At 73.8% G+C, this 13,107-nt stretch carries 14 protein-coding genes; 5 read left to right on the top strand and 9 right to left on the bottom strand.

Going from position 1 to position 13,107, the window contains the following annotated elements; genetic code table 11:
• Positions 1 to 4: 4 nt before the first annotated feature.
• Together ACZ4U4_RS13375 and ACZ4U4_RS13370 are read left to right on the top strand one after the other, a co-directional pair.
• Entirely contained in the window at positions 5 to 1,336 is a 1,332-nt protein-coding gene (locus tag ACZ4U4_RS13375; RefSeq protein ID WP_467872659.1) for an NADase-type glycan-binding domain-containing protein, read from the top strand.
• Between the two features lie 195 nt (positions 1,337 to 1,531).
• Positions 1,532 to 2,113 carry a TerD family protein gene (locus tag ACZ4U4_RS13370; RefSeq protein ID WP_467872657.1) on the top strand — a complete coding sequence of 194 codons (582 nt, stop codon included), beginning with the start codon at positions 1,532 to 1,534 and terminating at the stop codon, positions 2,111 to 2,113.
• 87 nt (positions 2,114 to 2,200) lie between these two features.
• On the opposite strand, the gene ACZ4U4_RS13365 is transcribed toward ACZ4U4_RS13370, so the two are convergent.
• Genes ACZ4U4_RS13365 through crcB (ACZ4U4_RS13350) form a run of 4 tightly spaced genes read right to left on the bottom strand, consistent with a single transcriptional unit; the run spans position 2,201 to position 3,893 of the window.
• On the bottom strand, positions 2,201 to 2,650 hold the full coding sequence (locus tag ACZ4U4_RS13365) for a MarR family winged helix-turn-helix transcriptional regulator (protein ID WP_467872655.1): 450 nt from the start codon (positions 2,648 to 2,650) through the stop codon (positions 2,201 to 2,203).
• 51 nt (positions 2,651 to 2,701) lie between these two features.
• The gene (gene crcB, locus ACZ4U4_RS13360) at positions 2,702 to 3,070 is read right to left on the bottom strand and encodes a fluoride efflux transporter CrcB (RefSeq protein WP_467872653.1); all 369 of its coding nucleotides are present in this window, start codon (positions 3,068 to 3,070) and stop codon (positions 2,702 to 2,704) included.
• The gene (locus ACZ4U4_RS13355; RefSeq protein WP_467872650.1) at positions 3,067 to 3,411 is read right to left on the bottom strand and encodes a DUF190 domain-containing protein; all 345 of its coding nucleotides are present in this window, start codon (positions 3,409 to 3,411) and stop codon (positions 3,067 to 3,069) included. Before ACZ4U4_RS13355 ends, crcB (ACZ4U4_RS13360) begins: the two co-directional genes overlap by 4 nt.
• The gene (gene crcB, locus ACZ4U4_RS13350) at positions 3,408 to 3,893 is read right to left on the bottom strand and encodes a fluoride efflux transporter CrcB (RefSeq protein WP_467872647.1); all 486 of its coding nucleotides are present in this window, start codon (positions 3,891 to 3,893) and stop codon (positions 3,408 to 3,410) included. Before crcB (ACZ4U4_RS13350) ends, ACZ4U4_RS13355 begins: the two co-directional genes overlap by 4 nt.
• A gap of 761 nt (positions 3,894 to 4,654) precedes the next feature.
• On the opposite strand from crcB (ACZ4U4_RS13350), the gene ACZ4U4_RS13345 reads away from it, so the two are divergent.
• Positions 4,655 to 6,112: an APC family permease gene (locus ACZ4U4_RS13345; protein WP_467872645.1), complete on the top strand. Its 1,458-nt coding sequence runs from the start codon at positions 4,655 to 4,657 to the stop codon at positions 6,110 to 6,112.
• Positions 6,113 to 6,146: 34 nt separating this feature from the next.
• On the opposite strand, the gene ACZ4U4_RS13340 is transcribed toward ACZ4U4_RS13345, so the two are convergent.
• The gene (locus ACZ4U4_RS13340) at positions 6,147 to 7,076 is read right to left on the bottom strand and encodes a M56 family metallopeptidase (protein ID WP_467872643.1); all 930 of its coding nucleotides are present in this window, start codon (positions 7,074 to 7,076) and stop codon (positions 6,147 to 6,149) included.
• Entirely contained in the window at positions 7,076 to 7,459 is a 384-nt protein-coding gene (locus ACZ4U4_RS13335; RefSeq protein ID WP_467872640.1) for a BlaI/MecI/CopY family transcriptional regulator, read from the bottom strand. Before ACZ4U4_RS13335 ends, ACZ4U4_RS13340 begins: the two co-directional genes overlap by 1 nt.
• 182 nt (positions 7,460 to 7,641) lie before the next feature.
• On the opposite strand from ACZ4U4_RS13335, the gene ACZ4U4_RS13330 reads away from it, so the two are divergent.
• Complete coding sequence (locus ACZ4U4_RS13330; RefSeq protein ID WP_467873123.1) at positions 7,642 to 8,247, top strand: phosphatase PAP2 family protein; 606 nt, start codon at positions 7,642 to 7,644, stop codon at positions 8,245 to 8,247.
• A gap of 50 nt (positions 8,248 to 8,297) precedes the next feature.
• Here ACZ4U4_RS13330 and ACZ4U4_RS13325 read toward each other — a convergent pair whose 3' ends face one another.
• The 3 genes from ACZ4U4_RS13325 to ACZ4U4_RS13315 all read right to left on the bottom strand — a co-directional run bounded on the left by ACZ4U4_RS13325 (position 8,298) and on the right by ACZ4U4_RS13315 (position 11,376).
• Entirely contained in the window at positions 8,298 to 8,957 is a 660-nt protein-coding gene (locus ACZ4U4_RS13325; protein ID WP_467872638.1) for a DUF6197 family protein, read from the bottom strand.
• Between the two features lie 130 nt (positions 8,958 to 9,087).
• Positions 9,088 to 9,822, bottom strand: a complete 735-nt coding sequence (locus ACZ4U4_RS13320; RefSeq protein ID WP_467872635.1) for an aspartate/glutamate racemase family protein — start codon at positions 9,820 to 9,822, stop codon at positions 9,088 to 9,090.
• A gap of 45 nt (positions 9,823 to 9,867) precedes the next feature.
• Positions 9,868 to 11,376 (bottom strand): NCS1 family nucleobase:cation symporter-1, encoded by a 1,509-nt coding sequence (locus tag ACZ4U4_RS13315; RefSeq protein WP_467873120.1) that lies wholly within the window; start codon positions 11,374 to 11,376, stop codon positions 9,868 to 9,870.
• A gap of 455 nt (positions 11,377 to 11,831) precedes the next feature.
• Here ACZ4U4_RS13315 and ACZ4U4_RS13310 point away from each other — a divergent pair, with 455 nt between their 5' ends.
• Positions 11,832 to 12,929: a TerD family protein gene (locus ACZ4U4_RS13310; RefSeq protein ID WP_467872633.1), complete on the top strand. Its 1,098-nt coding sequence runs from the start codon at positions 11,832 to 11,834 to the stop codon at positions 12,927 to 12,929.
• Positions 12,930 to 13,107: the final 178 nt, after the last annotated feature.

The raw sequence follows: 13,107 nt of genomic DNA, 5'->3' as shown, positions 1-13,107 counted from the left end.
CGACATGAGCAACAGCCCGTCCTCCGGAGCCTCCGGCAAGGACGCGCGCCCTGCGGCCTGCGAGCAGTGCGGTACGCCGCACGAGGCGGGACAGCCGTTCTGCGACACCTGCGGCGCCGTCCTGCGCTGGACGCCCGCCGGCGCCCGCCCGGCCGCCGCCGCGCCCCGCCCCTCGTCCGACCCGGACGAGGACACCGCCGACGTGCCGCCCGCCCCGGGCCGCCCGGCCGCACCGGACGGTGCCTCCGACACCGCGGGCACCGGCCGGGAGCGGACCTCCGGGACGTCCGGGACCTCGGGCACCGGCGGCACGGCGGGGTCCGGCGCCACGGGCGGCACGGCGGGCTCCGGCACCGCGTCCGGCACCGGTGCGGCGGAGGGCTCCGGTCCGGCCGCGTCCGGGACCGCGTCCGGCACCGCGTCGTCCGGTTCCTCCGATCCGGCCGAGGACGAACGTGCCCGTGCCCGGGCGTTGCTCGTGCCGGTCGATGATCCGCAGGGGGAGCCGGAGCGGCCGTCCGTGGCGCCCGTGCTGCCGGGGCAGCCGGTCGCGGCGCGGCCGCAGGTCCGGGCGCCGGGCGAGTACCAGACCGTGGAGGGGACGGCCTGTCCCTGGTGCGGTACGCCCAACCGGCCGGACCGGCACTTCTGCTGCCGCTGTGCGATGCGGATGGCGTCGTCGCCCGAGGGCCCGGCCCGGCTGCCGTGGTGGCGGCGGCTGTTCGACCGCCGCAACCGGGAGCAGCCGTGGGCCGGGGACCGGCCGCGGCTGCGCCGGCAGCTCGGCCGGATCCTGCGGTGGCTGGTGACGGCCGCGGCGCTCGGCCTCGTCGTGTTCGGGCTGTTCCACATCGACGAGGGCATCCAGACGGTCAAGGACCACTTCGCCAAGCGCGCGCTGGTGAGCCCGGAGGCGGCCACCGCGTCCCGGTCGTTCGCCAAGCACGGCCCTGAGCAGGCGTTCGACCCGTTCAGCAACACCTGGTGGGGGCCCGGGATCTCGCCGGGGACGGGGAACTGGCTGGAGGCGCGGTTCTCGGACCCGGTGCGGTTGCTGGACATCGGCATCACGCCCGGTGAGTCGTCGCACGCCGAGGCGCTCGCCAAGTCGGCGCAGCCGCACCGGGTCACGGCGCAGATCACCATGGACGACGGACACACCGCGACCCAGGTCATCAACCTCGACCAGGGCAGCGGTTTCCAGCACCAGTCGTTCCGGTACGGCGATGTGGTGAAGGTGCGGCTGACCGTGGACTCGGCGTACGGGACGGGTCCTGACAAGCAGGTGGCCATCGCCGCGGTCGAGTTCTTCGGGCCGTCGCACAGCCAGAGCTGACGGCAGGACCTACGGGGGCCCGTCCGGGAGCGGGCGGGCCCTTTCCGCCGGCCCGGCGCCGGGTCCGCGCGCACCGCCCGCACCTTCTCTACAGTGTTGTAGATTTTGGGTTTCCGCAGCCGGGCGGGCACGCCCGCGGCACGCCCGTCGTCCGGTGGGCGACCGCCCGGCTCACCGTCACGACAGAGGAATCTGATGTCCGTAAATCTGAGCAAGGGCCAGAAGATCAGCCTGAGCAAGTCCGACGGCGGGGCGCTCACCCTCGTGCGGATGGGCCTGGGCTGGCAGGCCGCGGGCCGCAAGGGGTTCTGGGCCAAGCTCACCGCCAAGGAGATCGACCTGGACGCCTCCGCGGTGCTCTTCGCCGGGCAGCAGCCCGTCGACGTCGTCTTCTTCCAGCATCTGATCAGTGACGACGGTTCGGTCCGGCACACCGGCGACAACCGCGTGGGCGGCGCCGGTCAGGGCGGCGACGACGAGTCGATCCTGGTCGACCTGGGACAGGTACCGGCCAACGTCGACCAGATCGTCTTCACCGTCAACTCCTTCACCGGGCAGACATTCCAGGAGGTCCAGAACGCCTTCTGCCGCCTGGTCGACGAGACCACCGGCCAGGAGCTGGCGCGCTACACCCTCGACGGCGGCGGCGCGCACACCGCGCAGATCATGGCCAAGGTGTACCGCTCGGACCAGGGCTGGCAGATGGCCGCCCTCGGCACCCCGGCGAACGGCCGCACCTTCCAGGACCTGATGCCGTCCATCGCCGCACACCTGTGAGGCGTGCGCCGCACCCGGTACGCCGGGTGCGGCGCGGTCGCTCCGCGGGTGTGGACGAGGCGGCAGCTGCTGCCTGCAACGGCACCGTCAGGCGAGGTTGTCGGTGATGTGCTGGAGTACGGAGACCGCCGTCGCGTGCTCCTCCTCCGTGATGTCGCCGAGGAGCTCCGCGCGTACCCGGTCCATGTGTTCCTTCGCCGTCGCCAGGCCCTCGTGGCCCTGTTCCGTGAGGGTCAGCCGGTCGTCCGCGCCGGTGTCGAGCCAGCCCCGGTGCACGAGGGCGTCGGCGGCGTGGGCGATCACCTGGGTGTCCATGCCGTAGGGCACGTCCAGGGCGCGGATCTCCTCCCTGGTGAGGCCGTGCTCGGCCCGGACGATGTTGTTGAGCGCCCACCACTGGAACTGGGTGAGGTCGATGCGCGCCAGGGCGGCCTGCGAGTGCCGCAGGATCGCCTGGGTGGCGCCCCAGGCAACCAGGGCGATCGGCCGCTGGTCGCGCGTGGTGGTGTCCTTCTGCGGGGTGCTTGTGGTCGTCATGCTCACGAAGCTAGGACCTCAAGTGCAGTTGAGGTCAAGGCCGGTCAGGCCCTAGAGCACCCCGGCGACCGCCGCGCCCAGGAACGCGGCGCCGAGCCCGGCGGCGAGTTGGGCGGCGGCATTGGCCACCGCGAGGAAGCGTGCGCCGTCCTCGGCCAGCCGCAGTGTCTCGTAGGAGAAGGTCGAGTACGTCGACAGTGCCCCGCACAGCCCGGTGCCCAGGGTCAGCTGCACCTGGGAGGGGACCGCGCCGGAGGCCGCGGCGCCGGTGATCAGGCCGAGGATCACGCACGCCGAGACGTTGACGGTGAAGGTGCCCCAGGGGAAGACCGAGTCGTGGCGGGCCTGGACGGCGCGGTCGGTGAGGTAGCGCAGCGGGGCGCCGACCGCGGCGCCGGCGATGACGAGCAGCCAGTTCACCGGCGCACCTCGCTCCGGGTGTACCGGATCGTCTCGCAGACGTCCAGGGTGACCAGGCCGTCGCCCACCACCTCGTCGAGCTGCGGCAGGAAGCCGCGGATGCGCTCCTCGGTGTCGATGAGGACGACGGCGACCGGCAGGTCCTCGCTGAGCGACAGCAGACGGCTGGTGTGGATGACGGACGAGGAGCCGAATCCCTCGATGCCGTGGAAGACGGAGGCGCCGGCGAGCCCGGCGGCCCGGGCGCGGTGGACGATCTCGACGAAGACCGGCTTGTGGTGCCAGGTGTCGTGCTCCCCGACGTAGACGGTCGCCCGCAGCGCGGATCCGGTGAACCTCACTTCTGCCTCCCTGCGACGAGGCGGCGGGTGGCCGTCGACGCGAGGGTCACGGACACCAGCGCCGCCACGAGGGTCAGCGCCAGATAGGCGAGCCCGGTACGGGCCCGGCCGTCGGCGATCAGGCGTTGGGTCTCCACGGCGTAGGTGGAGAAGGTGGTGAAGCCGCCCAGCACGCCGGTGCCGAAGAAGGGCCGCACCAGGCGGTGGGTGGAGCGGACCTCACTGATCAGCACCATGAAGACGCCGATGACGGCGCAGCCGAGGGAGTTGACCGCGAGCGTGGTCCAGGGGAAGCCGCCGCGCGGGGTGGGCCACAGCAGCGAGGCGCCGTAGCGGGCGCAGGCGCCGAGGACGCCGCCGAGGGAGACCACGCCGATCACGGCGCCCTGGCCGCTCGGCGGGGTACGGCGCCGCGCGGGCGGGCGGGCGCCGACATCGGGGTCGACGGGGTCGTCACACACCGGTTCCTGGGCCTTCACCATTCGTCTCTCCTACTCGCGGTGCCCGTCGCCGGGCGCACGTCGTCGCAAGTAGGGACCGTTGGCGGCGTCTGCCGCGGTTGGGTACGGCGGGCCCCACCGCCGTGCGGCGCCCGGAGGCGACGCGTGGCTCCCACGGTACCTCCGGGGTGCGGGTCACCTGTACCCGGGGCTGGCCGAAAAGCGTCCACAGGAGCGAGGCGGGCGCCCGTACCGCGTACGGAGCGTGGCGCGGGGCGGGATCCCGGTGGGCGCGGGGCGAACGGCGGGCCCGCGGCCGCCCGGAGCGCCCCTCGCCCGGCCGGTACCGCACCAGGTCAGCGGCGCTTCCGGGCGCTGCTTCCGGGCATCGGCGGGCTCTTACGACGGATTCCACGGGCGACGGAATGCGTACGGCCGTGGCGCGCGCCCGCGGGCCGGAGGGCGGCCGCCACACCGCCGCGCCGGAGCCCGTCGCCCGCCTGCCGCACCGCCCCGGCCACCCCCGGGCAACTCCCGCCGGAGCCACGACCGGACCTCCGGCCCCACCACCGATTCCGTTCCCACGCCTCCAACATGGCACCAATACCTCCACATCACCCTCTCCCCGCAACGGATTTCGTCGTCTCGTGAATTTCATAGGAAACCTTGACGCGCCTCTGGGACAGGGGTTTCATTCGGTCACCGAAACGGCGACCGCGCCGCTGCCGCGCTTCTCGGGTCGCACCGCTTCGTGGCACCACCTCTTCGGCACGCACCTCGGCCGCTCGCACGATGGGACACGGATGACCACTACGCCCTCCACACCCGTTGCCTCCGCGCCTCCCGCGGCGGATCACCGTCCGGCGCCTGCGGCCGGAGCGGATACGGACGCCGCGACCGGTGGAGCGCCCAAGCTCAACCGGTCGATCGGCGTGGTGGGCGGCACCCTGCTCACGCTCTCCTGCCTGACCCCGGCGTCCTCGCTCTTCGTGATCGTGCCGGACTCCTTCGCGACGCTGGGCACCGGCACCGCGCTCACCATCGCCATCGCCGCCGTGCTCTGTATCGGCGTCGCGTTCACCTACTCGGAGCTGGGCACGCTGATCCCCAGCTCCGGCGGCGAGTACGCGATGGTCGGCACGTTGATGGGGCGGCTGGCCGGCTGGCTGGTCTTCGTGCTGTCGCTGATCGTCGTCATGATCGTGCCGCCGATCATCGCGCTGGGCACCGCCGACTACCTGGCGCCGCTGATCCGGCTCGATCCGCAGTGGACGGCCGCCGGGGTGATGCTCCTCGCCACCGCCATGGGCCTGCTCGATCTGCGGGCCAACGCCTGGATCACCGGCATCTTCCTGGTCCTGGAGGTGGTGGCCGCCGCGGTCGTCGCCTTCCTCGGCTTCAGCCACACCAGCCGCTCCGCCTCCGTCCTGGTCCACCCGGTGATCGCCACGCCCGACGGGCACAGCACCGCGCTCACCGCGGGCCTGGTGGTGACCGGGCTGGCCACCGCGCTCTTCATCCTCCAGGGCTTCTCGACGGCGGTGTACCTCGCCGAGGAGATGGAGAACCCGCGGCGCAACGTCTCCCGTACGGTCCTGTGGACGCTGGGCATCGGCGCGGCGGTGGTCCTCGTACCGGTCGTCGCGATCACGCTGGGCGCACCGGATCTGGCGACGCTGACCTCGGGTGATGTCGCGGGCATGGTGGAGTCCTGGAGCAATTCGGCGGTCGGCACGTTCGTCAGCCTCTGCATCGCGCTGGCGATCATCAACGCGGCGATCGTGATGGTGATCCAGAACTCCCGGGTGGTCTTCGCCTCGGCACGCGACGCGGCCTGGCCGACCGGCGTCAACCGGGCCCTGTCCCACCTCGGACAGCGCTTCGGCTCCCCCTGGGCGGCGACGCTGGCGGTGGGCGTGCCCGGGGCGGCCCTGTGCTTCGTCGACCTGGACATGCTGAGCGAGGTCACCGGCGTCGCCGTCGCGGCGATGTACGTCTTCGTGGCGCTGGGCGCACTGGTCGCCCGGCGGGGCGCGCACCGGCACCGCGCGGCCTGGCGGATGCCGCTGTGGCCGGCGATCCCGGCGCTGCTGGTGCTGGTCCTGGTGTGGGTGCTGTGGCAGCAGAGCGCCGAGAGCCTGGCGATCACCGGCGCGATCGTCGCGGCGGCGGCCCTGTACTGGGCCTGCTATCTGCGGCCGCGCCAGGACAGCCACTGGGTGATCTCGGTACCGGAGGAGGAGGCCCGGGAGGGCGCCTGAGCGGTGCCGTCGCCGGGGCCCGCCGGGCCCCGGCTCACCGCCACTCGCCCTGGGCCACCTCGATGTGGGCGTGCAGGGTGTCGGCGGCGCTCAGCTCCGCCGCGCCCGTGGTGACCAGGCAGAGCAGCAGCCCGGCGGCGACGGCGCGGCGCAGCCGGGGCGCCGGGCGGGCGCCCACCTCCCGGCCGAGCAGCGCCGCCACCCGGCGCGGCACCGGCCCGGCGGTGGCCGCCAGGACCGTACGGGGCCGGGGCGCGGGGCCGCCCGCGAGCGCCGCCCGGCCCACCGCGCGGGCGGTCAGCGTCCGGTCGCCGACGGCGTCCGCCGCGGCCTCGTCGGCGATCCGCTCCAGCGCGTACCCGAGCGGCGCACGGAGGCCGCGCAGCGCCGGATGGCAGCGGGCGGCGAGGTCCACGGCGGCGAGCAGCAGATGGTGCCGGCCGCGCAGATGGGCGCGTTCATGGGCGAGGAGCGCCGCGCGTTCGGCCGGTTCCAGGGCGCGCAGCATCGCGGTGGTCACGACGATCCGGCCGGGCTGCCCGGGCCTCCCGGGCAGTGCGAAGGCGTCCGGCCGCTCGTCGGGCACCACGGCCAGCTCACCGCGGAACGCCCCGGCCCGCGTACGGGCCTCCCGCAGGTCGGCGCGGTGGGCACGGAGGCGGACCGTCACCGCGGCGGCGCTCGCGGCCAGCAGTGCGGCGGCCACCGCCGAGACGCCGACGGTCACCGCGGGCGGCCCGTCGGCGAGCGGGGTGAGCAGTTCACCGGCGGCGGCCACCCACGGCAGATACGACGCGCCGGGGACCGTCAGCAGCGCCAGCGCCGCCGCGGTGCAGAGCGCGAGCCCCACCGCGACGCAGAGCAGCAGTGCGGCGGCGCGGCGCGGGGCGAGGGCGTCGGCCAGCCGCCGGGCCGCCGGGACGGCGAGGAACGGCGCGAGCAGCGGCACCCACACCAGCGCCATCACGGGCGGTCTCCGGCGGGCCCCTCGTCGAGCAGCGCGCGCAGCAGCAGCTCGTCCTCGTCGGAGAGCTGGGAGACGAACCGGGCGAGCACCGCGCCGCGGTCCTCGTCCTTCGCCAGCTCCGAGTGCATCCGGCGGGCGGTCAGCCCGGGGGCGTCCTGGGCGGGTGCGTAGGCGTAGCCGCGGCCGGAGCGGGCGCGGACGACGGTGCCCTTGCCGTGGAGGCGGGTGAGGATCGTGGTGACCGTGGTGCGCGCGAGGGACGCGCCGAGCGTCTGCTGAACCTGCCCCGGGGTGAGGGGGCCGTCCGCCGCCCACAGCACGGCGAGCACATCGGATTCCAGCTCACCGGCGGGCCGCCGTTCCTTCTCCGCACCGCTCATCGCGCCTCCTCCGCACCGCTCACGGCGTCCAGCCTCGCACATCGTCGTCTACAGTGACGTAGTCGGTCTACTGCTGTGTAGACACTCATGCCGTCCGGTCCGGGCCTCCCTCCGGGGCGGGCGGCCCGGGCCCGCATACGGGTCGTCCGCCCCTCCCCCGCTCACAAGGAGCTGCCGTGACCATTCCGCTCGCCGCCGGCGGGGCCTCCCTGGACGGGGGGCTCTACCTCTGGGTGACCGATCTCGCCGCGCACGCCCCGGCGCCGTGGAACTCCGCGGTGTCGGTGTGGACAGACTTCGGCCTCGGCACGTTCGTCCTGTGCCTGGCCGTCGCATGGTGGCGGGCGCGCTCCGGCGGGGACGCGGTCCGGATGGCGCGGGTGCTGGCCGTACCGGTGGTGATCGTCGCCGGGTACCTCGTGAACGACCTGGTCAAGGCGGTCTTCGACGAGCGGCGGCCGTGCCAGGTGCTGCACACCGTCACCGTCCAGGCGTGCCCGCCGCCGGGTGACTGGTCGTTCCCCAGCAACCACGCCGCCATCGCGGGAGCCGCCGCCGTGGCGCTCCTTCTGGCGGACCGGCGGATCGGCGCGCTCGCCGCGGTGCTGGCGCTGCTGATGGCCGCGTCCCGGGTGTGGGTGGGCGCGCACTATCCGCACGATGTGGCGGTCGGGCTGCTCGTCGGTGCGGCCGTGGCCTGCGCGGTGTCCGTCCCGGCGGGCCGCGCGGCGCCGCTGGTGGAGCGGTTGGGCACCACCCGGCTGCGGCCGTTGGTGGCGACGGCGTAGCAGGGGACGGCGGGCGGCACGGGCCGCCCGCCCCACCCGTGGGCCGCCCCTCACTCCCCTGCGGCCAACGCCCGCCCCCGCGCGGCCGTGACCAGTTCGACGGCCTGCTCCCGGGTGCGGCCCGGTACCGCGTTCCAGTCGCCGATCAGCGCCTGCCAGCCGCGGTGGCGCAGTTCGCCGAGGATGTGGGCGGCGGCGCGCTCCGCGGCGTCCTCGGAGCCGACGCCGAGCGCCACCGCGCCGAGGAGCGCCCCGCAGACGCACCGGCGCCCGCGGCGGTCCCGCAGCCGGTGCGGGCGCTGCTGCCAGCCCCAGGTCCGCAGGATCTCGGCGGTGACGGCGAGTTGGGTACTCGGCCGGTGGGCGAGACCCGGGCGGCGGCGGTGCGCCCAGTCGGGCAGCGCACGGGCGAACCGGCCGGGCAGCCGCACCTCCACGTCCGGACGGGTCCCGTACCGGGGCACCGCGCGCAGCGCCTCGGCGACCAGTTCGTCGACGGTCGCACGGACCAGCCGCCGGGCCGCCGGATCGGCGGGCGCGGTGCGCGCCCAGCCCGCGGCGATGCCGTCCCAGGCGGCCCGTTCCCGGGGATCCGGGTGCACGGGGTCCAGCCGTACGGACTCCGGCCCGGCGCACGGGTGCGGCCCGGCGGCCACCAGGCGGGCGGCGGCCCGGTCGAGGGCGGTGGCGGTCAGCTCCGGGACGGGCATGAGGTCCCCTTCGCGGCACGACGGGATCGGCGCCGCGACCACCGCGACACACCGGAGACCTTATGTCCCTATTTGCGGTTTTTCTTCTTACGGCCGCGGTGCGCCCGGGCGGCGCGGCGCCGCCGCTCGCTCAGCCGCGGCCGCCCGCGGCCGGCGGCCAGTTGCGGAACCGCTTCGGGCGCGGCGGCGCGTAGGTGCGGACCTTGGAGGTCTTCAGCCCGAGGCGGACGAGGGATTCGGCGACCGTCACCGCGGCCGCGACGCCGTCCACCACGGGCACACCGGTCCGCTCGACGACGCGGTCGACCAGCCCGGACATGCCGCCGCAGCCCAGGCAGATCACCTCGGCGCGGTCCTGCTCGACGGCGCGCGCCGCCTCCTCGACGATCGCCTCGACGGCGGCCGCCGGGTCGCGCTCCAGATCGAGCACGGCCAGACCGCTGGCGCGGACCGAGGCGCAGCGGGCGGCGAGTCCGGCGAGGGTGAGCCGGTCCTCGATCAGCGGGACGGCCCGGTCGAGCGTGGTGACGACGGAGTAGCTGCGCCCCAGGAACTGTGCCGTGGCGGCGGCCGCCTCGGTGATGTCGACGACCGGGACGTCCAGCAACTCCTGGAGCCCCTCGCGACCGTGCTCGCCGTACCCCGCCTGGATGACCGCGTCGTACGGCTCGCGGTGGGCGCGGACGGCCTCCATGACGGCGACGGCCGCGAGATGGCTCTCGTAGTTGCCCTCGACGGACTCGGCGCCGAACGCCGGGGTGAGCGGCACGATCTCGGTGCCCGGCGCGGCGACGGCCGCAGCCTGCTCGCCGATGCCCCGGGTCATCGATTCGGTGGTGTTGACGTTGACGACCAGCAGCCGCATGAGGGGTTCCTGTTCCGCTAGAGATTTCCGGTGGAGCGGTGCGCGTCACGCGCTGGGCACGGCGATCTCCTCGCCGTCCACGTCCTCGTGGGGACGGCGCACCCGGCCGGGCACGACCACGTAGAGCACCGCGGCGAGCACCGCGCCGAGGAACCACGAGAAGCCGGAGACGGCGGAGAAGTAGGGGACGAGCGCGACCGCGACGGCGACGGCGGCCGAGGGGACGAGCGCCGCGACGGCGCGCGGGTTGACGCCCGCGCGGTAGGCGTAACTCGCCCCCGGGTCCTCGGTGTAGAGGTGCGGGACGTGTACGCGGGTCCGGCGGATCAGCCAGTAGTCGGCCATCACGATGCCGAAGACCGGGCCGAGCAGCGCCCCGAGCCCGCCGAGGAAGTATTCGACGACGACCGGGCTGTCGTAGAGGTTCCACGGCAGGATCACCAGGCCGATGACGGCGCTGACGACGGCCGCGCGGCGGAAGTCGAGCCGCTGCGGGAAGAGGTTGACCAGGGCGTAGACGGGGGCGACGAAGTTGGCCATGAGGTTGACCGCGACGGTCAGCACGATGAGCGCCAGCGAGGCCAGGACCAGCAGGAAGGTGTTCGGGATCGTCCGCACGATGTCGTCGGAGCCGGCGATGATCCGGCCGTTGATCTTGAACTGGGCGCCGCTGAGCACGACCACGATGCCCGCGAAGAACATCATGTTGACGGGGATGCCGACGAGGTTGCCCAGCAGGATCGAGCGGTTCGACCTCGCGGAGCGGGTGAAGTCGCAGAAGTTGAGGACGAAGGTGCCGTAGATGACCACCCACAGCGCCGCCGCCTCCAGGATGTGCAGCCAGCGCCCGGCACCGGCGAAGGGGTGACCGGCGTCCATCGCCAACGACCAGTCCGCCTTGGCGAACATCCACACCGCCAGCGCCGCCATCGTCACCAGCACGGCCGGTGCGGCCACCGCGATGTACTTGCGGATGACGTCCATGCCGTAACTGACGATCAGCACCTGGAGGAGCCAGAGCGCGAGGAAGGAGACCCAGCCGAGCGCCGAGAGTCCGAGCAGCGAGTGCTGCTGCCAGGAGCGCAGTCCGGGCGCGACCGCCACCAGCAGTGCGCAGAGCACGGACGAGGCGAGATAGGTCTGGATGCCGAACCATGCGACGGCCACGCCACCGCGGACGGCCGCCGGGAGCTTGGCGCCCCGGACCCCGAACGCGATACGGCTCATCACCGGGAACGGCACACCTGTCTTCGCCCCCATGTAACCGGAGAGGCTCAGCAGGGCGAAGAGGAAGACGGAGGCGAGGGCGAAGGCGGCGAGGATGTCCCAGACACCCATGCCGAGGGCGAAGAGCCCGATCGCGAAGGCGTAATTGCCCAGGCTGTGCACGTCGTTGGCCCACAGCGTGAAGACGTTGTACCCGCTCCAGCTGCGGCCCGCCTTCTTGGTGGGGGCGAGATCGGGGTTGTAGAGCCGGGGGCTGGTGTCGGTGCCCACGACGCCCGCCGCCGAACCGGCGAGCGGTGTCCCCTCCGTGCGCGATGCGCCCTGCATTGCGGTCACACCAGCCGCCTTCCCCGGAAGCATTCCGGTATACAGAAATCAAATTCCGCTGAGGTGACGGGGACGCTACGGGCGGCTTCGCGCGGCGGTCAAGAGGCGTGCAGAAGAAAAACGCAGGTGGGGTCCGTCACAGAGGACGCGACTGCCGAGGCGCCGGAGAACGGCGCACATCTTCGATGGGATACCAAACACCAGATCCCGCTGCACGCCCAGCAGATGAGGCCGATGTCACGCCCGTTCGGGGACCGAGGCCGGCCTCACGGTCGTTCGAAGACCATGGAGGGGCGTACACCAGCCCCCCCCTTCGCGCCACCTGGCCGAAGTGTGCCGGTCAGCGCCTTGTCACCCCTGCGGACCAGGCATACTTCAGCCATTGCGCAATCCGGTAACCGTAGAATCGCGGACGCCGAAGGACGCCGTACGGCACGGCAGTTGTGGAGGAAGAGATGACGGTGGCCCTGACCAAGGGCGGCAATGTGTCGCTCAGCAAACAGGCCCCCGGCCTGACCGCCGTTCAGGTGGGGCTGGGCTGGCGGACCGAAGCCACCCAAGGCACCGGCTGCGACCTGGACGCGAGCGCGCTGCTGTGCGACGGCTCCGGAAAGGTGCTGTCCGAGGCGCACTTCGTCTTCTTCAACAACCTCCGCAGCCCCGAGGGCGCGGTGACGCTCGCCGCCCCGCCGCACGACGGCAGCGGCGACGACGCCCGGATCGACATCGACCTCGACGCCGTCCCCGCCGCCGTCACCAAGATCGTCTTCCCGGTCTCGCTCTACGAGGCGGAGGAGCGCCGCCAGAGCTTCGCGCAGGTCACCGCCGCCCACATCCGGGTCACCGCCGCGGACGGCACCGCGCTCGCCCGCTACGACCTGCACGGCGCGGGCGGCGCCGAGACCGCCATGGTCTTCGGTGAGCTGTACCGCCACGGCGCCGAGTGGAAGTTCCGCGCCGTCGGCCAGGGTTACGCCTCCGGGCTCGCCGGGATCGCCCAGGACTACGGAGTCGACGTCCTGCGCCCCGAACCGGCCGCCCCGGCGCCGCCCGCGCCCGCGATGCCGCCGGCGCCGCCGCTCCCCCCGGAGCCCGCCGCCTTCCCGCCCCCCGGTCACGCCACCGTGCCGGACCCCGCCGCCCACCCCGACCCGATCGGAGCCACCGACATGACCTGCTTCTTCGACCCCTCGCACGGCCCCGGCACGACGTCCGTCATGTGGTCGCCGCAGTGGGGCGTCCCGCGTCAGATCACCTCGTGCCCCGGCTGCGCCCAGCGCGTCCAGACCACCCCGCCGCCGTACTACACCGCCCCGCAGCAGGGTTACCCCCAGGCCGGCTACCCCCAGCAGCCCGCCCAGCCGGGCTACCCGCAGGCGGCGCCCGCGCAGCAGGGGTACCCGCAGCCCGAACAGCCGCAGCAGGGCCGCCGGTTCGGCACCGGTGCGCTCATCGGTGCCGGTGCGGCCGGTCTGGTCGGCGGCGCGCTGCTCAACGAGGCGTTCGACGACGACGAGCCCGACGTGATCGTCAACAACTACTACGAGGACTGACCTCGCCGGGAGCGGCCCGGCCGGCGCCGAAGCGCCGTGCCCCCGCTCCCCCTTGAGACCGCTGCGGGGGCCGGCCACCACCCCCCGCCAGGGGGCGCCATGGCGTTCCGGGGGGGGGGGGGGGGGAAGAAGGGGGGGGGGGGGGGGGGGGGGAGCGGGGGAGGAGAAGAAGAAGACA

It is taken from the genome of Streptomyces sp. NPDC029159, assembly GCF_055564055.1.
Note: the sequence above shows the minus strand (reverse complement) of the source record. Positions and strands in the feature narration are given on the sequence as shown.